This is a genomic window from Nocardia sp. NPDC059180 (assembly GCF_042754945.1).
Taxonomy (GTDB): Bacteria; Actinomycetota; Actinomycetes; order Mycobacteriales; family Mycobacteriaceae; genus Nocardia.
The window spans coordinates 810200-832294 of the sequence record NZ_JBHZBU010000002.1 but is presented as its reverse complement, the minus strand read 5'-3'; the positions used below and the strand labels follow the sequence as shown (position 1 = coordinate 832294).

18 protein-coding genes and 4 tRNA genes are annotated in these 22095 nt (G+C 67.6%); 17 read left to right on the top strand and 5 right to left on the bottom strand.

Annotation, left to right across the window (positions count from 1 at the left end; translation table 11 throughout):
- Positions 1–27 precede the first annotated feature (27 nt).
- Together zapE and ACFXNW_RS09870 are read left to right on the top strand one after the other, a co-directional pair.
- Complete coding sequence (gene zapE, locus ACFXNW_RS09875) at positions 28–1044, top strand: cell division protein ZapE (RefSeq protein ID WP_379417227.1); 1017 nt, start codon at positions 28–30, stop codon at positions 1042–1044.
- A gap of 121 nt (positions 1045–1165) precedes the next feature.
- Positions 1166–1993 carry a tyrosine-protein phosphatase gene (locus ACFXNW_RS09870; protein WP_379417226.1) on the top strand — a complete coding sequence of 276 codons (828 nt, stop codon included), beginning with the start codon at positions 1166–1168 and terminating at the stop codon, positions 1991–1993.
- 9 nt (positions 1994–2002) lie between these two features.
- On the opposite strand, the gene ACFXNW_RS09865 is transcribed toward ACFXNW_RS09870, so the two are convergent.
- Positions 2003–2542 (bottom strand): GNAT family N-acetyltransferase, encoded by a 540-nt coding sequence (locus ACFXNW_RS09865; RefSeq protein WP_379417225.1) that lies wholly within the window; start codon positions 2540–2542, stop codon positions 2003–2005.
- Positions 2543–2677: 135 nt separating this feature from the next.
- Between ACFXNW_RS09865 and ACFXNW_RS09860 the strand changes: the two genes are divergently transcribed.
- From ACFXNW_RS09860 to ACFXNW_RS09840, 5 genes are all read left to right on the top strand, one after another.
- Positions 2678–3604, top strand: coding sequence for a LysR family transcriptional regulator (locus ACFXNW_RS09860; protein WP_379417224.1), 927 nt, complete (start codon positions 2678–2680; stop codon positions 3602–3604).
- A 211-nt stretch (positions 3605–3815) separates the two neighbouring features.
- Positions 3816–4511 carry a type 1 glutamine amidotransferase domain-containing protein gene (locus ACFXNW_RS09855; protein ID WP_379417223.1) on the top strand — a complete coding sequence of 232 codons (696 nt, stop codon included), beginning with the start codon at positions 3816–3818 and terminating at the stop codon, positions 4509–4511.
- A gap of 384 nt (positions 4512–4895) precedes the next feature.
- A complete protein-coding gene (locus tag ACFXNW_RS09850) occupies positions 4896–6425 on the top strand; it encodes a flavin-containing monooxygenase (RefSeq protein WP_379417222.1) in 1530 nt (509 codons plus the stop codon).
- Between the two features lie 136 nt (positions 6426–6561).
- Complete coding sequence (locus tag ACFXNW_RS09845) at positions 6562–7536, top strand: LysR family transcriptional regulator (protein WP_379417221.1); 975 nt, start codon at positions 6562–6564, stop codon at positions 7534–7536.
- A gap of 105 nt (positions 7537–7641) precedes the next feature.
- Positions 7642–8598: a DUF4239 domain-containing protein gene (locus tag ACFXNW_RS09840; RefSeq protein WP_379417220.1), complete on the top strand. Its 957-nt coding sequence runs from the start codon at positions 7642–7644 to the stop codon at positions 8596–8598.
- On the opposite strand, the gene ACFXNW_RS09835 is transcribed toward ACFXNW_RS09840, so the two are convergent.
- From ACFXNW_RS09835 to ACFXNW_RS09820, 4 genes are all read right to left on the bottom strand, one after another.
- Positions 8570–9814 (bottom strand): sigma factor-like helix-turn-helix DNA-binding protein, encoded by a 1245-nt coding sequence (locus ACFXNW_RS09835; protein ID WP_379417219.1) that lies wholly within the window; start codon positions 9812–9814, stop codon positions 8570–8572. The genes ACFXNW_RS09840 and ACFXNW_RS09835 overlap by 29 nt on opposite strands.
- A 133-nt stretch (positions 9815–9947) precedes the next feature.
- Positions 9948–10022, bottom strand: a tRNA-Val gene (locus tag ACFXNW_RS09830).
- A gap of 1 nt (position 10023) precedes the next feature.
- Positions 10024–10094, bottom strand: a tRNA-Cys gene (locus ACFXNW_RS09825).
- Positions 10095–10140: 46 nt separating this feature from the next.
- Positions 10141–10213: transfer RNA gene (locus ACFXNW_RS09820), tRNA-Gly, on the bottom strand.
- Positions 10214–10744: 531 nt separating this feature from the next.
- Between ACFXNW_RS09820 and ACFXNW_RS09815 the strand changes: the two genes are divergently transcribed.
- From ACFXNW_RS09815 to ACFXNW_RS09770, 10 genes are all read left to right on the top strand, one after another.
- Positions 10745–10816 (top strand) — tRNA-Val (locus tag ACFXNW_RS09815).
- A gap of 841 nt (positions 10817–11657) precedes the next feature.
- Positions 11658–13925: a SulP family inorganic anion transporter gene (locus ACFXNW_RS09810; RefSeq protein WP_379417218.1), complete on the top strand. Its 2268-nt coding sequence runs from the start codon at positions 11658–11660 to the stop codon at positions 13923–13925.
- Between the two features lie 253 nt (positions 13926–14178).
- A complete protein-coding gene (locus tag ACFXNW_RS09805; protein ID WP_379417217.1) occupies positions 14179–14610 on the top strand; it encodes a TIGR02611 family protein in 432 nt (143 codons plus the stop codon).
- The gene (locus ACFXNW_RS09800) at positions 14607–15287 is read left to right on the top strand and encodes a (2Fe-2S)-binding protein (protein ID WP_379417216.1); all 681 of its coding nucleotides are present in this window, start codon (positions 14607–14609) and stop codon (positions 15285–15287) included. The genes ACFXNW_RS09805 and ACFXNW_RS09800 overlap by 4 nt, the downstream gene beginning before the upstream one ends.
- Positions 15288–15528: 241 nt before the next feature.
- Entirely contained in the window at positions 15529–17598 is a 2070-nt protein-coding gene (thrS, locus tag ACFXNW_RS09795) for a threonine--tRNA ligase (RefSeq protein WP_379417215.1), read from the top strand.
- The gene (locus tag ACFXNW_RS09790; protein WP_379417214.1) at positions 17595–18176 is read left to right on the top strand and encodes an HIT family protein; all 582 of its coding nucleotides are present in this window, start codon (positions 17595–17597) and stop codon (positions 18174–18176) included. The genes thrS and ACFXNW_RS09790 overlap by 4 nt, the downstream gene beginning before the upstream one ends.
- A gap of 4 nt (positions 18177–18180) precedes the next feature.
- Positions 18181–18867, top strand: coding sequence for a phosphatidylinositol phosphate synthase (gene pgsA, locus ACFXNW_RS09785; protein ID WP_379417213.1), 687 nt, complete (start codon positions 18181–18183; stop codon positions 18865–18867).
- Positions 18868–18923: 56 nt separating this feature from the next.
- Positions 18924–19898, top strand: coding sequence for a phosphatidylinositol mannoside acyltransferase (locus ACFXNW_RS09780; protein ID WP_379417368.1), 975 nt, complete (start codon positions 18924–18926; stop codon positions 19896–19898).
- Positions 19895–21019, top strand: a complete 1125-nt coding sequence (locus tag ACFXNW_RS09775; RefSeq protein WP_379417212.1) for a glycosyltransferase family 4 protein — start codon at positions 19895–19897, stop codon at positions 21017–21019. The genes ACFXNW_RS09780 and ACFXNW_RS09775 overlap by 4 nt, the downstream gene beginning before the upstream one ends.
- On the top strand, positions 21019–22062 hold the full coding sequence (locus ACFXNW_RS09770) for an NUDIX domain-containing protein (protein WP_379417367.1): 1044 nt from the start codon (positions 21019–21021) through the stop codon (positions 22060–22062). The genes ACFXNW_RS09775 and ACFXNW_RS09770 overlap by 1 nt, the downstream gene beginning before the upstream one ends.
- Positions 22063–22095 lie beyond the last annotated feature (33 nt).

The following is a 22095-nucleotide window of genomic DNA, read 5'->3' as shown; positions in this document are numbered from 1 at the left end:
ATCACACCACGTCATTAGGCTTCGTCCATGCAAGAACGCCTCGTCGATCGCCATCCTGAGGTTCCGGCGGATCAACTCGTCGCCCAGATGGTTCCTCCACCCATGTTCGACGAGGTCAGCTTCGCCTCCTACATCCCCGATCCGAACGAACCGAGCCAAGCCGCCGCGGTGAGCAAGGCCGAGGAGTTCTCCGGGCAGGTCGCCAAAATCCACAAGGCCTCCCTGAAGAAGGGCCTGTTCGGTAAGAAGAAGCAGGTCGACGGCGCCGGGCTCTACCTCGACGGCGGATTCGGCGTCGGCAAGACCCACCTGTTGGCCTCGATCTTCCACAGCGCGCCCGCGCCCAAATCGTTCGGCACCTTCGGCGAGCTGACCAACCTGGTCGGCGCGCTCGGATTCACCAACGCCGTCGAGCGGCTCAGCGCCAACAGCGTGCTGTGCATCGACGAATTCGAGCTCGACGATCCGGGCGACACCATGCTGGTCTCGCGCCTGCTGACCGAGCTGTCGGCCAGCGGAGTGTCCATCGCGGCGACGTCCAACACACTGCCCGGCCAACTCGGTGAGGGTCGGTTCGCCGCACAGGACTTCATGCGCGAGATCAAGAAGCTCGGCGCGATCTTCCAGCCTGTGCGCGTCGACGGCCCCGACTACCGGCACCGTGATCTTCCGCCCGCACCCGAGCCCACGTCCCGGGAGGAACTCGCCGAACGCGCCGCCGCCACCCCCGGCTCGACGCTGGATGAATACGACCAGCTGCTGAAACATCTGAGCACCCTGCACCCGTCCAAGTACGGCGCGCTGATCTCCGGAGTCTCGGCGGTCTACATCGACAACGTGCACCCGGTGACCGATCAGGCCGTGGCGCTGCGGATCGTCGTGCTGGCCGACCGCCTCTACGACGCCAGCATCCCCGTCACCGTCTCCGGTGCGAAGCTGGACGAGATCTTCTCCCAGGAGATGCTCGATGGTGGCTACCGCAAGAAGTATTTGCGCGCCATTTCCCGTCTGCTGGCGTTGTCGCGGTTCGAAGTAACCGCCTGAACGGCGACGACTCGCCGAAACGGGTTGACCGCACGGTATCCGGCTTGGTTTGCTGGGCGGGAATTGCCGTGGGTGCCGCGCGTCGTGGCGGGTACCGCGAGCCGATGAGGGGAGCTTCGCGATGGACAACCGTTCCACCATGGCCGGTCACCGACTGCGTGTCCCGGTCGCGCTGGTCGCCGGCGCGGCCATCGCGTTCGGCCCCGCGGCCGGTATCGCGCCCGCCGATCCGCCGGTCGCGTCGAGCACCGTCGGCTTCGACCGCTCCCTGCACCTCGAGGGCGCGCGTAACGCGCGTGATCTCGGCGGCTACCGCACCGTCGACGGCCGGACGGTGCGCACCGGGCTGGTGTTCCGCACCGATCAGCTCGACCATCTCACCCCCGCGGACCTGGCCGAACTGACCAGGCGCAACGTCCGCGACGTCGACGATCTACGCACCGTCTACGAGCGTGCGCTCGCCCCGGACCGGGTCCCGGCCGGTGCGCAGGCGAACTGGTACGACGTGATCGGCGGCGCGCCCCTGCCGGATCTGGTCTCCAGCCTGGCCGGCGGTGGCGACATGTACCGCGCGTTCATCACCGCGCCCGGCGCCAACGCGGCCTTCGCCTCGGTGGTGCGGGACGTGGTCGAGAACGGGCAGGCCGAAGACGGTGGTGCCGTGGTGTTCCACTGCACGGCGGGCAAGGATCGCACCGGCTGGACGGCGGCGGTGCTGCTCACCATCCTCGGTGTCGACCGCGCCACCGTGACCGAGGACTACCTGCTGTCCAACGAATACCGCGGCGCCGCACCGGGCGATCTGCTCAACGGTGTCGAGGCATCCTGGCTCGACGCGGCCTTCGACCAGGCCATCGCCGAATACGGCAGCTTCGACAACTACGTCCGCACCGGCCTCGGCATCACCGACGCCGAGGTCGCCACTCTGAAGGCGCGCCTGCTGGCCTGACGGCGGGTCTCAGAACACCAGGCGCATCACGTAGTCGTGATGCACCTGGTTGCCGACGGTGAAGGTCTTGGTGCCGACCCGTTCGAAACCGTGCTTGGCGTAGAAACTCTGCGCGCGGGTGTTCTCCTGATTGACCCCGAGCCACATCCCCGGGTAGCCCTCCTCGCGAGCGTGGTCGAGCGCCGCCATCATCAATGCCGTGGACACACCGGTCCCGTGATGGCCGGGCAGCACATACATCTTGCTGATCTCGACCACCGGATGCAGATCGACCACCTCCGCGACCTCCGGATCGACCGGCTCACCACCGAACAACATCGCATAGCCGACGATTTCGCCGCCCGAAACCGCCTTGAGCACCGTGCGCGCCGGGTCGGACAGGTATTCGCCGAACCGCTCCCCGGACAACACCTCGGCGAGGAAGATCTCGATATCGTCGGCAGTCGCGTCCGGGGGACAGGCGAGCGGGAACGTCGCCGCGGCGACGTCACTGAGCGCTTCGGCATCCCACAGCCCGGCGCGATCGACGGTGACCGGTGTGTTGTTCATGTGTCCATAAGAGTCGGTGCATTGCCGCAGATACGCGACGCCAATCTCCTCATGCGGGGAAACTGTACCGTTTGTCGCCGCTTGTTCCCAGGACGTGTCAGGCAATACCGATTGGTTCACCGATAGATTGATCAGATGGTCGATAGATCTGCTGATGCCCCGGTCGATCTGACTCAGCTGCGGACGTTCCTGGCGGTGTACCGGGCGGGGTCGATGACCGCGGGTGCGCGGCAGGCCGGATATTCCCAACCCGCTGTGACGCAGCAATTGCAGGGGCTCGAACGTCATCTGGGACGTCCGCTGTTCGAACGTCTGCCCAGGGGCGTTGCTCCGACAGCTGCGGCGCACGATCTCGCGGCCAGGGTTTCGGGCCCGCTCGACGACCTGAGCGCGGTTGTCGACACCGGCCGCCCGAATGTGCCGCGCGCGCCGGAACCGCCGGTACTGCTGGGCGGTCCGGCCGACTTCCTTGCGGCGAAGGGGATTCCGGCGTTGGCTCCACTGATCGCCGACGGGGTTCGGTTGGATGTGCGCACGGGCCTCACTGACGACCTGCTCGGTGACTTGCGTGCGGGCAAGCTCGACCTGGTCGTGTCGACGGTGCGCCCTCGTGGGCGGACGTTGATTGCCGAGGCTCTCTGCGATGAAACGTTCGGCTTGGTCGCGGCGCCGGAGATCGCCGAGCGAGTCGATCGGTCCAGGCTGGTCGCTGAGGGACCCGCTGCGCTGTCGGGCCTGGCGCTGCTCAGCTATGCAGCCGATCTGCCGATCCTGCGGCGTTACTGGCGCCACGTCTTCGGTATCCGTCTCGACGCCCGAGCGGCGTTGGTCGTCGACGACCTGCGTGCAGTGCTTGCGGCGGTGTGCGCCGGTGCGGGCATCAGTGTCCTGCCGAGCTATCTATACGAAGCCGAGCTTGCGGCCGGCCTCATCGTCGAGCTGATCGACACCGAAGACCCGCCGATCAATACCGCCTTCCTGGCGCGCAGGCACGGTTCCACGGGCGGAGGTCATGTCGATCTGGTCGCGCGACATCTGCTGGATGAGGCCCGGCGATGGTGACCGAGAGGAAGCCTCCGGCCGGTTCGGAGCGGAGATATTGAAATGCCGATATCAGATATCGCCAGTTCTATTGGCATACGAGGGTTCGACGGGCCTACTTTCGAGATGCCGCCGCTGACGGTCCGTACGCAGAGTGTCAGTCCGTGCACCCGGCGGACTCGGTGCGGCGTGAAGCGTCAATCCCCTTCGTATCCGAATCTGGAGGCACAACATGTCGAAGGTCTTGTTCGTGATGACCGGTGTCGACTACTGGACCCTGGCCGATGGAACCCGTCACCCCACCGGCTACTGGGCCGAGGAGTTCGTCGTTCCGTTCGAGACGCTGAAGGCGGGCGGGCACGAGATCGTCGTGGCGACCCCAGGCGGTGTCGTGCCCGCGGTGGACCAGGCCAGCCTCGCGCCCGAAGTCAACGGGGGCCAGGGCACGGCCGACCGCAGGGCGGGCGTCATCGCCGCCAGCACAGAATTGAACAATCCCATCAAGTTGGAACTCGCCCAGCTCGCCGACTACGACGCCGTGTTCTACCCCGGTGGTCACGGTCCGATGGAAGATCTCGCAGTCGACGCCACCTCGGGCGCGCTGCTGGTCGCGACCCTGGAATCGGGTAAGCCGCTCGGTGTGGTCTGCCACGCCCCGGCTGCCCTGCTGGCCGCGACAAGGAGCGACGGCACGAATGCCTTCGCCGGCTATCGTCTCACCGGATTCACCGATGCCGAGGAGACGCAGGCCGGTTTGGCCGACAAGGCGAAGTGGTTGCTGCAGCAGCGTCTGGTCGCGTTCGGCGCCGATTTCGTCGAAGCCGCGGCGTGGACGCCGAACGTAGTGGTCGACCGTAACCTGGTCACCGGCCAGAATCCGGCCTCGTCCGCGGGAGTGGCCGAGGAGCTGCTGAAGAAGCTGGCCTGATCGTGGGTCTGGAATCGGCCCCTGAGCCCCGGCGATTGTTCGCGCCGTCGGTGACTGCACTGCTGACCGGTCTGCTGACGGCACACGACGCCCGGTAATCGATACTCCTCGGCCGGACGGACGGGACCACACCTTCGGCTACACACATTCCTGCGTCGCCTACCCGGTCACCGATGTGGAGATCGAATTCTGAGCACGCAGCAGCGGTGGTGCCAGGGGTTTGCCGGGCTCGTCACGGGATCGGCTCCCAGCGCATCGCCAGGTTCCGGATCACCGCGAGCGGCGGCGCCGGGTCCGCCCGAAACGGCTTATCGGCCGCGCTGCCAGACCCCGTGACCGGGGCTCCGCTTTGCTGGCGGGCCGCGGCGACGTAGTCTCCTGCCCATGAGGAGCGGGAACCGTATCGGAATCGTCGGTGCGGGTATCGCAGGTTTGGCCTGCGCGAAAGTGCTGAGTCGGGCGGGCTTTTCGGTCGAGGTATTCGACCGCACCCCGGACGTCGGCGGGGTGTGGAGCGCGACCAGGCATTATCCAGGCCTGCGTGCGCAGACGAGCAAGAACACCTACCACTTCTCCGACCATCCGATGCCCGCCGAATGGCCACGCGTGCCCGACGGGCAGCAGATGCAGGAGTATCTGGCCGGATACGTGCACCGGTTCGGCTTCGAGAACGCACTGCGACTGCGGACCGAGGTCGTGGCCGCCGATCCGGTGGACGGTGGCTGGTTGCTCGAGATTCGCGACGGCGACGGCATTCACCGCACGTCCTGCGATCACCTGGTGATCGCCAACGGCGTGTCCAGCGAGCCCGCGATGCCGTACTTCCGTGGTGAGGACGCCTATCAGGCCGGCGGCGGCGCGCTCGGGCACGCCTCGCAGTTCGTCGACGTGGAGGCGGTGCGTGATCAGAACGTCGTGATCGTCGGCTACGGCCGCTCGGCCTGCGATCTGGCCGAGGCCGTCAGCCATGTCGCGGCCTCGACCACGGTCGTGGCGCGCCGGTTGACCTGGAAGGTGCCACGCAAGCCGGCCAAGGGCATCGACGCCGAGCAGCTCATGCTGACCAGGACCGGTGCGGCCCACTTCCGTCATCAGGAACCCGGGCGCTTCGAACGCTTCCTGCACGGTCCCGGCCGCTCGTTCCGGGAGAGCAACCTGGATCTGGTCCAGGCACTGGCCGCAAAACGCTTGCGGCTCGACGAACTCGGGCTGATGCCGCAGGGCCGGATCGAGGAGATCGCCGACCAGTCGGTCAGCGTGGCCACCGAGGGCTTCTACGAGCAGGTCGCCGAGGGGCGGATCAGTGTTCGCCGCGAGTCGACGATCGCCGAACTGCACGTCGGGCAGTCCGGCCCGACGGCGATCTTGTCCGATGGGGAGCGGATCGCCGCCGATATCGTCGTCTGCGCCACCGGTTTCCAGCAGCGGGTGCCGTTCCTGACCCCCTACATCCAGCGGCAGCTGACCGACGACAACGGCAACTTCCGCCTGTACCGCCACATCCTTCCGCTCGGTGTGCCGCACCTGACCTTCGCCGGCTACAACTCGTCGCTGATCAGTGCGCTGGGCGCCGAAGTGGGCGCACACTGGACCGCCGCATTGCTGACCGGTGATCTGGCCCTGCCCGGCCTCGAGGCGATGGCCGAACACACCGACCACCGCCTGGCCTGGCTGGAGGAGCGCACTCGAGGCAAACACGCCCACGGCACCGCCATCGAACCGTTCGCGATCCAGAACCTCGACGACATGATGGCCGACATGGGCGTGAAGCTGCCACGGGGTGCCCGTGCCGCGCAATGGGTGCGTCCGATCCGCCCCGCCGCCTACCAAGTGCTCGGCAACCGTCGGTCCGCTGCGCCGGTCCCACCACAAGGCGCACCGGTGGCCGAGGGCGCCTACGCGGGCGACGCCTGACGGGCCATACCGCGCTTTCGCTTCGGCACGCCGATACCGACTGTCGAGGTCCTCGGGGCTGCGCGACCGGGCAAGGCTGAGCCGGTTCGGTCGAGCAAGTTTGGTGACTCCTGGTTGCACTGGTGATAATCCGCCGGTGGAGTCGTTGGATATGAATCTGCTGGTGGCGCTGGACGCGTTGCTGGAGACCAACAGCGTGACGCTGGCCGCCGAACGGCTGCATACCTCCGCGCCCGCGATGAGCCGCACGCTGGCGCGCCTACGCCGGGTGCTGGCGGATCCGCTGCTGGTTCGGGCCGGACGCAACCTGGTGCCGACGCCACGGGCGCTGGAACTGCGCTACGAGGTGAGCCGGCTGGTCGAACAGGGACGCACGCTGCTCACCCCGCGCGCCGCCCTCGACCCCGCGACGCTCAAACGTGGGTTCACGATCCGGGCCGGTGACGGCGTTCTCGCCGAACTGGCGGGACCACTGCTGGCTGCCGTCCGCACCGAGGCACCCGGCGTCACCGTCCATTTCCTGCCCGACACCCTCGATGGCGCAGGCACCCTGCGGGAGGGACGCGCCGATATCGAGGTGGGCGTCATCGAGCAGACCGATCCTGAGACCGTGGTTCAGCACATCCTGGTCGATCGGTGGATCGGGGTGGCGGCACCGGAGCACCCGCTGATCACCGACCGGGTCACCGTCGCGGCCTACGCGGGGGCGGCGCACCTGAGCATTTCCCGGGTCGGCCGCGCCCGCGGGCCGATCGACGACCGGCTGGCCCTGCACGGGCGCACCCGCCGCGTCGTCGCCACCGTTCCCGACCTCGCCACCGCACTGCTCGCGGTCCGGGCGGGCACGCTGGTCTGTCCGGCCCCGGCCCGCCTCAGCGCGACCCTGCTGCCGCCATTGGACCTGTGCGCCTTCGACATTCCCCTGCCGCTGCCGGATATTTCTCTCGGCATGGCGTGGCATCCACGCAACACCGCCGACACCGGACATCTATGGTTGCGTGAGCTGATCCGCTCGATCCTGAGGCGTGACCCGGCCGCGCAGTCCGACGCGGACGCGGTCGACATCACACCGTGGCGGCAGGCGAGCGGCGGGCGAGTCGCATCTGGATAACGCCTGACGGTGAAAGGGTGGCGGGGACCGGCCGGTTGCCGCACCCTGGAAAGTGCCGGTCTGTGCCGGGCAGGTCGCTATGGGATGGGTTAGGTGGGTGGTCGCGTGCAGACGAAGCAGCGGACAGACAGCGCGTGCGGGCGCCGGGCAATCCTTGCCGACCTGGGGATATCGGACGGACCTGGGAAAACGCGCCAGGCCCGTGAGTCACCGGCCGGGTACGGCTGCGGATGCGCGCGGTGTGTAGCCGCGCAATGGGATGTTCAGCGACTCAAGTTCTGGCTCGCCGCCAGGATGCTCGCTTTCGGCGCCGACGAGGCCGTGGTCGACTGCCGCATCGGCTCGATGACCGTCGACGTCTACTGGCGTAAAGGTGACAGCCGGTACGCCATCGAGGTGCGCACCGGTCCGCTCACCCAGGAGCTGGCGCAGGCGCATACGGATCGGTTGCGCGCCATCGGATTCACCGGTGTGCTGTGGTTGTGCGCGCCCGGTTTCTGGGTGGCGCAGCTGCCCGCCCTCGGCATCGAGGACCTCGAACCCAACGCCTGCGACTACCGCACCGTGTCGGGTCTGCTGGAAACCGGATCCGGCGGTCTGGTGACCCAGCGCCAGGAGCCCTATGAGTTGCGCGAGTTCCTGCGTCAGTGGATCGATGGCGAGGTCGCGTGGGGCTATCGCGACGAGTTGAGGAAGGGATGGGCATCGGTGACCGATTGGGAGCAGCACACCAAGACGCAGGCGATGGTGATGGCCCGGCAGCGCCAGGAGCTGGTGAACCAGCGCACGGCCCTGGCCATGTCGCGGAAATCGGTGCGGGACAAGACCAAACAGATCGCCAAGCTCACCCACCGGATGGAGCGCACCGAGCACAGCGCCCAGAAGCACGCTGACACGGTGGCGGAGGTCAATCGCAAGCTCATCGACCAGCAGCGCACCGACCGGGCGCTACGCGCTGCGATCGGCAGGCTGCATCAGACCATCAATCATTGGCAGCTGATCACCATCTTCGCGATGATGCTGCTGGTGACGTTCATGACTGCGGCGCTGGTGATGCGCTGAGCCGCAGCGAGTCACGGTCCCAGGACCAGTCGTGGCGGATCACCAGGGCCGTCAGGGCCAGCGGATCGAGTCCGGTCTCCGCGCGTAGCTGCCTGATCACTTGCCATGACGCCGCGCCCCGTTCTACCAGCTCGCCGAGGCGGGTCTCGATGTCGGCGTCGACGCGAAGCTCGCGCAGTTCGGTGAGACCGACCCTGGAGCCGGTCCAGATCAGCAAGCCCCAGCCGTTGTCGTGCGCGTAAGCGCGGGCCGCGGCGGCCCGCGCTCGGTTCCCGCGGAAGGCGACCTGGCCGAGCGGGTGCACGTCGATCAGCACGCGGCGACCGTCGGTGAGCTGGGCGGCTGCGGTGGGGAAGTGGACGCCCTCGTCCCCGTCGAGGCGGTAGAGCACGGCGTCGGGGTGCTCCTGGAAGGTGCTGACCCGTTCCTCGGCATTGAGCACACCGAACAGCCGGGCTTCGAGCCCGGAATCGAAGCCGACGTCGCGGCCTACCTTGTCGAGGTAGAAGTGGCCGCGTCCGTCGTCGTCGCCGTCGAGGGTGCGCGCCGAATCGGTGGGTAGGGCGGTAGGCGAGCCCGCGCTGGGTGGCCACTCGACGCGATCGAGCCAGACGTGGTCGTGGCTCACCGGGAACGGTGTGCCCTCATGCAGTCTGGCCAGGCGGTGGTTGGTCTTCTTGCGCCAGGCCGCCAGGCGCTGGGTGACGAATCCCGCGACACGCTTGGCGTCGGCGGCGGCGTGCCCGGCCAGGCGCAGTTTCAGGTACGACAGCTCGTTGGCGACGAGATCGGTGGCGGTGACGTAGGTTTCGGTCAGCAGCGCCCGCACCAGCTGCTGGTCCTTGGCCGTCTTCGGATACCGTCGCTCGAATTCGGCCGCCGGCAGGTTGCCGGTGAGCTGGGCCTGGCGGATCAGCTCGCCGACCGCGCGGGTGTGCAGCTGCCGGATCCGGTCGCGGGAGAAGTCGAACCCGGCCCCGATTCTGGTGAGTGTTTCCGGCCGGTCCTCGCCGATGCCGAGGCGTAAGCGCAGGATCTGTGCGCCGCGCGGGCGGTCGACGGCGTAATCGTCGATCAGGCGGGCCAGGCGCTCGTCGATGTCGTCGAGTTCGAAGCTCAGGTGATCGGCGAGATCGTCGACCATATCGTCGGTCGTATCCGCGGCGGTGGCCTGCCCCGCGCTGTCCTGGTGCTGCCGAATCCGGTCTGTCGCCACCCGTATGACTCCCTGCTGGGACCGAGATGTCCCGGTCGGTTCGCCGTTGCCGGCGCCAGCCTAGCGGTGGGCACCGACTAGTCCGGAAAACACGAAAGCCCCGGCCGAAGCCGGGGCTGACCTGCTATTACGGTGGTGCGCGATACTGGGATTGAACCAGTGACCTCTTCCGTGTCAGGGAAGCGCTCTCCCGCTGAGCTAATCGCGCGAGGTGGAGACGGGAATCGAACCCGTGTGCACGGCTTTGCAGGCCGTTGCCTCACCACTCGGCCACTCCACCGCGCAAAGGGGGACGGCGAAAAATTATTGCCTGGCCCTACCTCTCGAGCGGATGACGGGATTCGAACCCGCGACCCTCACCTTGGCAAGGTGATGCGCTACCAGCTGCGCTACATCCGCATTTTGCATCCCGGTGGCGGGTTGTTCGCCTCCGTGGTGCGAGACAGAACATTAGCCGACATTCGGCGCAACCTACAAATCCGCAGGTAGAGGGGGTGGAAAACGAATTACACGTGGGTAGTTCATGCGCTGTCTGTTCTCGCGGTGTTCGCTGACCGGTCGTGCCCCCTTCTGCTGACGTGGATCGGCCTCCTGCCGGCGCTCGCAGCCTGTGTTGCGGTGCCGTGGAGCCGCATCGCGCACGGGTGCTGTCCGATTGTCCGCGGAGTCGGGTCGGCCCGTGGACGGATGGTCTGTGACCTTTGGCGCTGGGCAGCGACAGCCGTGGCGCCGGCCGATCCGGCGTGCAGCGGGATCTCCTCGGGATAGCCGCGACCCGGCGTGTGCCGAATTGCACCAGTCCGTGAATGATCATCCGGGCGTGCTGGGGGAGGGGCGATTTGGTGGTCGCCGGGGACTCCGTGCTAGGGTTCCTTCTCGTTCGGACGGCGCCCGCAGCGCGGTCCGAATGGCCGTGCATCGGCCGAAGAAGGTCCCATAGCTCAGCGGGAGAGCGTCCGCCTCACACGCGGAAGGTCGCTGGTTCGAAACCAGCTGGGACCACCCAGCAAGCCCCCGGTCGGATTTCGACCGGGGGCTTTGTCGTTGCGGTGCTGTGCGCCAACACTTCCCATGCCTGACAAGCCCGGACTGTGGCCTGTGTCACATTTTGATAGCGGTTGTCATCTTCGGGACCAAAAGCCTTTTCGGGTGCTTTGGTAAGTCTTTACTATCGAACTGTTCCGCGTTGCCCGGGCGTCACAGTCAGCACGATGAGTCCGCGCTACCGCCCCGCCCGCGCTCGATCTCGATGCCAGTGCATGTTCCACCGATGAACCGGATCGGCATTCGCCGAGCCGGCGAAGGAGAAATATGTCGACCGACACCGATCCCGCATCACGGACGTCGTCACGCCCCGGCCGCTATCTCCGGCCGCCTCGCCCCGCCTGTCGCGATGTTCCTGACCAGGCGAATTCCATCACAGCGCAGGATCTTCGGATGGCCGCCCGGGTGGCGGGTATCCGGCGTGTGCGCACTGTCCGGCTGTTGCTGAACATCGCGAGATGACTGCCGTCCGGCCCGTCCTGTCGTGCCCGGCGCGCGAGTAGCGATATGGCTCGGTGTCATCACTTATGCCCGCACGCGCGGTAGGTGCGGCGGCGCAATAAGTGGACGTGTCATGTGATGTGACTCACGCACCGGTCCGATTGTGGCGCTACGTACGAAATGTCCGCTTCTCAGGCTTTGCTAAGTCTTTACCAATATCATTGTTGCGGTTTAAATCTCGGCCCGTCGCCGTGCCGAGAGCCTCTTCACCGCGAGATGCCGGTTCGCGGTCCTTGCCCGACTGGACATGTTGATCGTCAACCGACCTCGGCGTTTGCCGAGTCGGCGAAGGAGAACAATGGCTACCAAGATCGATCCGAACCCGCCGCTGTCACCGCCAGGCGACCCGGCGCCCGGACCCACCCTGTCCGACCGTTTGTCCTCGATCCTGCGCTACGATCTGCCGTCCTCGATCGTGGTCTTTCTCGTCGCGCTGCCGCTGTCGCTCGGCATCGCGGTCGCCTGTGGCGCGCCCGTCGCCGCCGGCCTCATCGCCGCCGTGGTCGGCGGTATCGTCGCCGGTTCGCTCGGCGGCTCTGTTCTGCAGGTGAGTGGCCCCGCGGCCGGCCTCACCGTCATCGTCGCCGAATCCATCAACCAATTCGGCTGGCGCGTCACCTGCTTCATCGTCGTCGCGGCGGGCCTGTTACAGATCGTGTTCGGTTTGAGCCGGATCGCGCGCGCCGCGCTGGCCGTCGCGCCGGTGGTGGTGCACGCGATGCTCGCCGGTATCGGTGTCACCATCGCACTGCAGCAGATTCATGTGCTGCTCGGCGGTGATTCGGAGAGCTCGGCCTGGGCCAACATCACCTCCCTGCCTGCCCAGCTGACTTCGCTGCACGCCGGTGGCGCCTTCATCGGCCTCGTCGTCATCGGGGTCATGGTCGGGTGGAAATACATGCCCGCGCGCATCCGAGTGGTGCCGGGCCCGCTGGTGGCGATCCTGCTCGCCACAGTGCTGTCGCTGGTCCTGCCGCTGGACGTGCAGCGCATCAAGCTCGACGGCTCATTGTTCGACGCGATCGCGCTGCCGGAAATCCCGAGCGGCAACTGGTCCGCCGTCGCGGTCATGATCCTCACCTTCGCACTGATCGCCAGCGTGGAGAGCCTGCTGTCGGCCGTCGCGATCGACAAGATGCACACCGGCCCGCGGGCGAACTTCGACCGGGAGATGATCGGTCAGGGTTCGGCCAACGTGGTGTCCGGTCTGCTCGGCGGCCTGCCGGTCACCGGTGTCATCGTGCGCAGCTCGACCAACGTGATGGCGGGCGCGCGCAGCCGCGCCTCGGCGGTCATGCACGGCGTGTGGGTGCTGCTGTTCTCGGTCGCGCTGGCCGGGCTGGTACAGCAGATCCCGATGGCGGCGCTGGCCGGACTGCTGATCGTGATCGGCGTGCAGCTGGTCAAAATGGCGCACATCAAGCTGGCCCACCGCACCGGCGACCTCGTCGTCTACGTGGTCACCCTTGCCTCGGTGGTGTTCCTGAACCTGCTCGAAGGCGTGCTGATCGGTCTTGCACTGGCGTTCGCGCTGCTCCTGTGGCGGATCGTGCGGGTGGTGATCGACGCCAAACCCTTGGCAGGCAGCGACCGGTGGCTGGTGAGCATCGACGGATCCTGCACCTTCCTTGCGCTGCCGAAGCTGTCGACGACCTTCGCCAAGGTGCCCAGCGGTGTGGACGTCACCGTGGAGATGACCGTCGACTTCCTCGACCACGCGGCCTACGATGCCATCATCGATTGGGCCCGCCAGCACGAGGCCAATGGCGGCACGGTTGATTTCGTGGAGATCGGCTCGGCGCGGATGGAAGCCGCGACCAGCGCACCGCCCGCCCGCAGCTTCGGCCGCGTCGTCCTCGACGATGTGCTCGGCCCCTGGCGGGTGAGCGACCGCGACGAGAAGAAGGGCAGCGAGGATGTTCATGACCCGATCGTCAGCGGTATCGCCGCCTACCACCGCGGCCACGCCCATGTGGTGCGACCGCACCTGGACGAGCTGCGGGACCGGCAGGATCCGGACTCGTTCTTCCTGACCTGCTCGGACTCGCGGATCGTGCCCAACATCATCACCAACAGCGGTCCCGGCGACCTGTTCACCGTGCGCAATGTGGGCAATCTGGTGCCCGAGCACGGCGACGCCTCGGTGGAATCGGCGCTGGTGTTCGCGCTGCAGAACCTCAGCGTGCGCTCAGTGGTCGTGTGCGGACATTCCTCCTGCGGGGCGATGACCGCCCTGCACTCCGGGCAACCGTGCGGACCCGAGATCGACGGCTGGCTCGAGCACGCCCGGCCGAGCCTGGACCGGTTCCGCGACGACCACCCGGTCCGCCGGGCCGCCGAGGCCGCAGGCTTCGGCGAGGTCGACCAGCTCAGCATGGTCAATATCGCGGTGCAGCTCGAGCATCTGCACCGGCACCCGGCGGTGAGCCGTGCGGCCGCCGAACGCGGGGTGACGGTGTCGGGTCTGTTCTTCGATATCGCCAGCGCACGGGTGATCGAGGTCAGCGTCGACGGGATCGCTCATATCGACGAGTCCGGTCGTCGCGTCGCGGCGCAGCTGGTGTGACCGGCTCCGAGCAGGAGTACCCGCCCCGCCTTCGGGCGGGGTGGATGCTCGGCGGCACAGGTGGTTCTGCCGGTTCCGGCGGCATGTTCATCACGGGTGGGTAGCGGTTGCTGTGGTGTCGGTGGGCGTGTGCGGCAAGAGGATCCGGGTGTTCGGTGCGCATCCGCGTCCGGCGGCCGTGCGCGGCACCTCGTTGGCATACCTCCGCATCCGCTCCAGCCATGCGAGGTCCAGCCCCCACTAGGCTGGCATGGTGAGCATCGAGCTGGACCCGAAATCGTCGACCAAGCCGAACTCCTGGCGCGCCTTCCGGGACCGGATCTCCGCGCGCCCTACCCTGAACCTCGCCTACCGGATCGGGGTGGCGCTGGTCGGGACCGTCGTGCTCGTCATCGGGATCGTCGCGATTCCTTACCCCGGACCGGGTTGGGCGATGGTCTTCGCCGGTCTCGGCATCCTCGCCACCGAATTCTCCTGGGCGCGGCGTGCGCTCGGCTGGCTGCGGGACCGGTACCGGCAGGTCATGGCCTGGTACGGCGGGCGGGGGACCGTGTTCAAGGCGCTGGCCGCGCTGGCCACCGCCGCGCTGGTCGTGGCGACACTGTGGGTGCTGGGAACGTTCGGTTTGATCGGCGGCTGGATCGGAGTCGAGTGGCAATGGTTGCGCAGTCCCCTGATGTCGTGAACACGGTCCCGGGCCGGATGCTCACCGACCCGGACTGGCTGAGGGCACGCATCGCCGAGATGGGGCGGTCGTGGGGGACCGACACACCGCGCGTCGGCGCCACCCTGTGGTGGTGCATGGTGGCCTCGGCGCTGGTGGAGCCGCTCGCGCGGGCCTACGCCGCAGGCGAGCGCGCGCCCATCGCGCAACTGGATCGCATCGGCTGTGAAGTGCGCCCCGACGGCGGCGTCGACCGGATCGTCTTCGCGGTATCCGCCGCAAGCACCGCAGAGATCGGTAGCTCAGCTACCGGCGATCTCACCGGAGCGGCCGAGGATGTCGCCGAGCCCGGTGTCGAGCAGTCCGAGGCGGCCATCGCGCTCCTGGATACTCTCGCGGCCGCTATCGCGCAGGTGGCGGCCGTTTCCGGAGCTCGCGCACCGGCATTGTGGGCGGTGGTCGCCGATGCGATCGGCAATCGAGCGATCGATGCGGGCGTCCCGGAGGCGGGTGCGCGTCTGGCGGCCGAGATCGGCGGCAGACTGCCCGCCCCGCGATTTGTCGAGGTGGGCAACCGCACCTTCGTCCGCCGGATCTCCTGCTGCCTGGTCTACGAGGTGCCCGGCTGCCAGATGTGCACGTCGTGCCCGAAGCGCCCGAAGGCCGATCGCGAGAAACTGCTCGCCGACCTGACATAAGGCCGGGCACGCCGAGGCGGCACGGTCCACACGACGAATCCCGGCGGCCCCGCGTCAGCACGACACGGCGCGGAAAGCGGCCATCGGGCTCGCCGCCAGCGGTCCGTCGTCACGTGGGTGCCGCTATCCCGATAGCATGGTCGCGGCCGGGTTCTGCCCGGCGCGACCGACGGATCGAGCCGTCATGAACCGGAGTGAGCCGGAACGAACCCGGCTGCGAACGCCAAGGAGAGCCAGAGCCGTGACCACCACAGCGCCCCTCAGCCCAGCCGCCCTCGTCCGGGTGCCGGCCGGGACTACGGCGGGTGCCGCGGTGCGTGAGGCGGGCCTGCCGACCAAGGGGCCGGAGACCGTCGTCGTCGTCCGTGACGCCGACGGAGACCTCAAAGACCTGTCCTGGACCCCCGACGTCGACGTCGAGGTGACCGCGGTCGCCGCCAACACCGAGGCCGGCCGCAGTGTCATCCGGCATTCGGCCGCCCATGTGCTGGCCCAGGCCGTGCAGCAGGAGTTCCCCGAGGCCAAGCTCGGCATCGGCCCGCCGATCAAGGACGGCTTCTACTACGACTTCCGCGTCGACAAGCCGTTCACCCCGGAGGATCTGGCCAAGCTGGAATCCAGGATGAAGAAGATCATCAAAGGCGCGCAGCGGTTTTCGCGCCGGGTGGTCGAGGTCGAGGACGCCAGGGTCGAGCTGGCGAACGAGCCGTTCAAGCTCGAACTGATCAGCGACAAGTCCGGTATCGACGATCCCGAGGTGATGGAGGTCGGCGGTAAAGAGCTGACCATCTACGACAACCTCGACCCGCGTTCGGGTGAACGCGTGTGGGGCGATCTGTGCCGCGGCCCACACATCCCCACCACCAAGTTCATCCCGGCGTTCAAGCTCACCCGCAGCTCCGCCGCCTACTGGCGCGGCGATCAGAACCGCGAAGACCTGCAGCGCGTCTACGGCACTGCCTGGGAGTCGTCGGAGGCGCTCGACGAGCACATGCACCTGCTGGCCGAGGCCGAACGCCGCGACCACCGCAAGCTCGGCCTGGAGCTGGACCTGTTCAGCTTCCCCGACGAGCTCGGTTCCGGTCTGCCGGTGTTCCATCCCAAGGGCGGCATCATCCGTAAGGAGCTCGAGGAGTACTCGCGGCGCAGGCATGTGGCGGCGGGCTACGAGTTCGTGAACACCCCCCACATCACCAAGGGGCACCTGTTCGAGGTGTCCGGTCACCTCGACTGGTACCGCGACGGCATGTTCCCGGCCATGCATCTGGACGCGGAGTACAACGAGGACGGCACCGTCCGCAAGCCCGGCCAGGACTACTACGTCAAGCCGATGAACTGCCCGATGCACAACCTGATCTTCCGGTCCCGTGGCCGGTCGTACCGGGAGCTGCCGCTGCGGCTGTTCGAGTTCGGCTCGGTGTACCGGTACGAGAAGTCCGGTGTGGTGCACGGCCTGACCCGCGTGCGTGGCATGACCCAGGACGACGCGCACATCTACTGCACCAAAGAGCAGATGCACGCGGAGCTGACCGACACTCTTCGTTTCGTTTTGGGCCTGCTCGAGGACTACGGCCTCGACGACTTCTACCTGGAGCTGTCGACCAAGGACCCGGAGAAGTTCGTCGGCTCCGACGAGATCTGGGAGGAGGCCACCGAGACCCTGTCCAAGGTGGCCGCGGCCTCCGGCCTCGACCTGGTGCCCGATCCGGGCGGCGCCGCGTTCTACGGGCCGAAGATCTCGGTGCAGGCCAAGGACGCCCTCGGGCGGACCTGGCAGATGTCGACCATCCAGCTCGACTTCAACCTGCCCGAACGGTTCAACCTCGAATACACCGCCTCAGACGGCACCAAGCAGCGTCCGGTGATGATCCACCGCGCCCTGTTCGGTTCCATCGAGCGGTTCTTCGGTGTGCTCACCGAGCACTACGCGGGCGCGTTCCCGGCGTGGCTGTCGCCGGTGCAGGTGGTCGGCATCCCGGTCGCGGAGGCGTTCGCACCGCATCTGGACCGGGTGATCGAGTTGCTGCACGAGGCCGGGGTGCGCGCGCAAGTGGATCGCAGCGACGACCGCATGCAGAAGAAGATCTTCAACAACACCGCCCAGAAGATCCCGTTCATGCTGCTGGCCGGCGAGCGTGACGTCAACGCCGACGCGGTCAGCTTCCGGTTCCGTGACGGCACCCAGGTCAACGGCGTGCCGGTGGCCGACGCGGTGGAGACCATCGTGGACTGGATCGCCCGGCGCGACAACGCGTCCCCGACCGCGGAGGGCTTCGAGATCCGTCCCGCCGGCGGCGGTGAGCGTCGATGAGCGATACCGGCGCCGCCGCGCTTCGGGGCACTGAGAACGGCGGCGACATCGTCGATCGCGGTCCAGGGGAACCGGACCGGCTCCAGCGGTTGTGGACGCCCTACCGGATGTCCTATATCGCGGAGGCGGCCACCGCGCCGCCCAAGGACGCGACCGGCCATCCCTTCACCGATATCCCGAAGATGACCGATGAGGACGGCCTGGTGGTCGCCCGCGGTGAGCTCGTGTACGCGGTGCTCAACCTGTACCCGTACAACCCCGGCCACATGATGGTGGTCCCGTACCGTCGCGTCGCCAACCTGGAAGACCTCACCGACGCCGAGAGCGCCGAACTGATGGAGTTCACCCAGCAGGCCATCCGGGTGATGAAGCGGGTGTCGCGACCGCACGGTTTCAACGTCGGGCTCAACCTCGGTGGCGTCGCGGGCGGGTCGCTGGCCGACCACCTGCACCAGCACATCGTGCCGCGATGGGGCGGTGACGCGAACTTCATCACCGTGGTGGGCGGGGTCAAGGTGATGCCCCAGTTGCTCAGGGAGACCAGGGCGCTGCTCGCGGCGGCCTGGGACGAGGAGTAGATCGGTGCTCAGCATCTTCGGTCGCGCGACGTTCGCCAAAGCGACGGCGCCGCTCGGCAGGGCACTGGTGCGCACCGGCCTCACCCCGGACACGATGACTCTCATCGGGACCGCAGCCTCGATCGCCGCGGCGGTCACGCTGTTCCCGTCCGGTCACCTGTTCTGGGGAACCATGGTGATCTGGCTGTTCGTCATGTTCGACATGCTCGACGGCGCGATGGCACGGGCTCGCGGCGGCGGGACGAAATACGGCGCCGTGCTCGACGCCACCTGCGACCGCCTTGCCGACGGCGCGATTTTCGGTGGTCTGGCCTGGTGGGCGGTCTATCACGAGCACAGCAAGCCGCTGTTCTTCGCTACCCTGGTCGTGCTGGTGACCTCGCAGGTCATCTCGTATGCGAAAGCGCGGGCCGAAGCCAGCGGACTGTCGGCCGACGGCGGCCTCATCGAGCGCCCGGACCGGCTGGTCATCGTGCTGGTGGGCGCCGGATTGACCGGCATCGGCGGATATTGGGGGATCGAATGGCTGACCTGGGCGGTGCACGTCGCGATGTGGATCCTCGCGGTGCTCAGCATCGTGACGGTATTCCAGCGCGTGCTGGCGGTACGCAATTCGCCGGGCGCGCGCGACATCATCCCGATGCCGCGTCCGCAGGAGCCGGCCGAGGACTCGACGGAGCGGCAGTCGTGACCACGACCGCCACCCGGCCGCGGGCCGCGCAGGCCCTCGACGGCGTTGCCGCACGCATCAAGAGCGGGCTCAGCGACCGTGGTTACGCGACAGGCTGGCGGCTGGTGCGGGCCCTTCCGGAGCCGGTCGCGCGCAGGCTGTTCGATTGGGGCGCCGACCGCGTGGTGCGAGACGGCGGTCCGGAACAACTGCGCCGCAATCTTGCTCGCGTGCTCGGGGTCGCACCGGAGGCCGTGCCCGACGAGCTGATCCGCGCCAGCATGCGGTCCTACGCGCGCTATTGGCGCGAGGCGTTCCGGTTGCCGACTATGGACCATGGCGCGCTGGCTTCCCCTGGCCGGATACCGGTGGAGGGTCTTGCCCATCTGGACGCCGCGCTCGCCGGAGGTCGCGGCGGGATTTTGGTGCTGCCCCATTCGGGTAACTGGGATATGGCGGGTATGTGGCTGGTGCAGAACTACGGCACTTTCAGCACCGTCGCCGAGCGGTTGAAGCCGGAATCGCTGTTCGAACGGTTCGTCGCATACCGCGAGAGCCTCGGCTTCGAGGTGTTCGCGCTGACCGGTGGCGAGCAGCCGCCGTTTCCGCAGCTGGCGGCGCGATTGCGGGAGAACAAGATCGTCTGCCTGATGGGTGAGCGGGATCTGACCGGTAAGGGCGTACCGGTGAATTTCTTCGGTGAGCGCACCTGGATGCCCGCCGGGGCGGCGAAGCTGGCGATCGAGACCGGTGCGGCGCTGATGCCGGTGCACGCCTGGTTCACCGTCGACGAGTCCGGGCATGAGGGTTGGGGTATGAAAGTCGATGCCCCGCTGGATATTTCGGGTGGTGTCGGTCCTGCCGCGCAGGCGCTGGCCGATCGCTTCGCGGCGAATATCGCAGCACATCCCGCCGACTGGCACATGCTGCAACCGCTGTGGGAGAGCGATCTGTCCGAACAGCGACGCGCCAGAATCGCGGCCGCGCAGGCGGATCTGGACGATCCGGGCATACGCGGCGGCGGCAACGACGGGGGAGACGCGCAGCGATGAAGATCGGCATGGTCTGCCCCTATTCGTTCGACGTCCCTGGCGGTGTGCAGGCGCATGTGGTCGAGCTGGCGCGGGTCATGATCGAACGTGGGCACAAGGTGAGTGTCCTTGCGCCCGCGTCTGATTCGACGCCGCTGCCGGAGTTCGTGGTCTCGGCGGGCCGGGCGGTGGCGATCCCGTACAACGGCTCGGTCGCGCGGTTGTCGTTCGGGCCGACGGCCTACACCCGCATCCGCCGCTGGATCGACGGCAACGATTTCGACGTGCTGCACATCCACGAGCCGAACGCGCCGAGCCTGTCCATGCTCGCGCTCAAGATCGCCGAAGGCCCGATCGTGGCAACCTTCCACACCTCGACGACGAAATCGCTGGTGCTCAGTACTTTTCAGGGTGTGCTGCGTCCGTATCACGAGAAGATCAGTGGCCGGATCGCGGTCTCGGAACTGGCGCGACGCTGGCAGGTCGAGGCGCTGGGCTCGGACGCGGTGGAGATCCCCAACGGCGTCGACGTCCCCGCCTTCGCCCGCGCCCCGATGCTCCCCGGCTATCCACGCCGGGGCCCGACCGTACTGTTCCTCGGACGCTACGACGAACCACGCAAGGGCATGGAAGTGCTGCTCGGCGCATTGCCCGAGCTGGTGGGCAAACATCCGGAGATCGAGATCCTGATCGTCGGTCGCGGTGACGAGGAACGGCTGCGCAAGGAGGCGGGCCCGCACGCCGGGCATCTGCGGTTCCTCGGGCAGGTCTCCGATGCAGACAAGGCTTCGGCGATGCGCAGCGCGGACGTCTACGTGGCGCCGAATCTGGGTGGTGAGAGCTTCGGCATCATCCTGATCGAGGCGATGGCCGCGGGTACCGCGGTCGTCGCCAGCGAACTCGACGCGTTCCGCCGTGTGCTGCGCGACGGCCTCGCGGGTCTGCTGGTGCCGGTGGGTGATTCCGCGGCGCTTGCCACCGCGCTGGACACCGTGCTCACCGATGACACCCGGCGCGCGGAATTGGTGCGGGCGGCGACGCAGGTCGTCGGCGAATACGACTGGCCGGTGGTGGCCGAACAGATTCTGCGGGTGTACGAGACGGTGGCCGTCGGCGACATCCGGGTGAGGGCAGCCGGATGATCACCTTTTCCGCGACAACCGTTCTCGTCCTCGCTCTGATCGCCGCGGTGGTCGTGGCCATCGGGCTGTGGGCCTACTCCACCGCCAACCGGCTCGACCGGCTGCATGTGCGATCGGATCAGTCCTGGCAGGCGCTCGACGGCGCGCTGGCGCGCCGTGCCGTTGTCGCCCGTGCGGTGGCAATGGCGATCGCGGGTCCGGTCTCCGATCCGGTGCTCGCCGATCAGGCCAAACAGCTGTCCACGCTGGCCGATCGCGCCGAACGCGCCGGTCGCGCCGACCGGGAAACGGTCGAGAACCAGCTCTCGGCGGCGTTGTCGTCGGTCGATATCGGGCAGCTGCGCCCGCAACTGGTGGCCGAACTGGCCGACGCCGAGGCCAGGGTGCTGATCGCACGCAGGTTCCACAACGACGCTGTCCGCGACACCCTGGCGCTGCGCACCCGGCGTCCGGTGCGGATTCTGCATCTGGGCGGTACCGCCCCACTGCCGACCTACTTCGAGATCACCGAACGCGCGACCCCGGCCGCCGCGACCGGTCTCGAGGTCGACACCATCCGCACCTCTGCCCGGGTGGTGCTGATCGACGACCAGGGCCGCGTGCTGCTGATGCGCGGCAACGATCCGAAAGTGCCGGAGGTGTCGTTCTGGTTCACCGTCGGCGGCGGCGTGGAACCGGGGGAGAGCCTGCGGGCCGCGGCGGTCCGGGAGATCCACGAGGAAACCGGGTTCACCGCGGATCCGGCGGCGCTGCGCGGGCCGATCTGGCGGCGGGTGGCGGTGTTCCCGTTCAATGGCGAGCTGATCCGCTCCGAGGAGCTGTTCTTCGCCCTGCGGGTGCAATTGTTCGATCCGCGACCCGCCAACCTCACCTACGTCGAGCGGCGATCCATCACCGGACACCGCTGGTGCACCGCGGCCGATATCGCCGCACTCGATGCTTCCGGCGAAACGGTGTACCCGTATCACCTCGACGAACTCATCGCCGAAGCCGCCTCCGCTGCGGCCGCCGATACCGACCCAGAGGTACGTTCCATCCGGTGAGGCGGCTATTTCCTCGATCACTGTGACCGGATT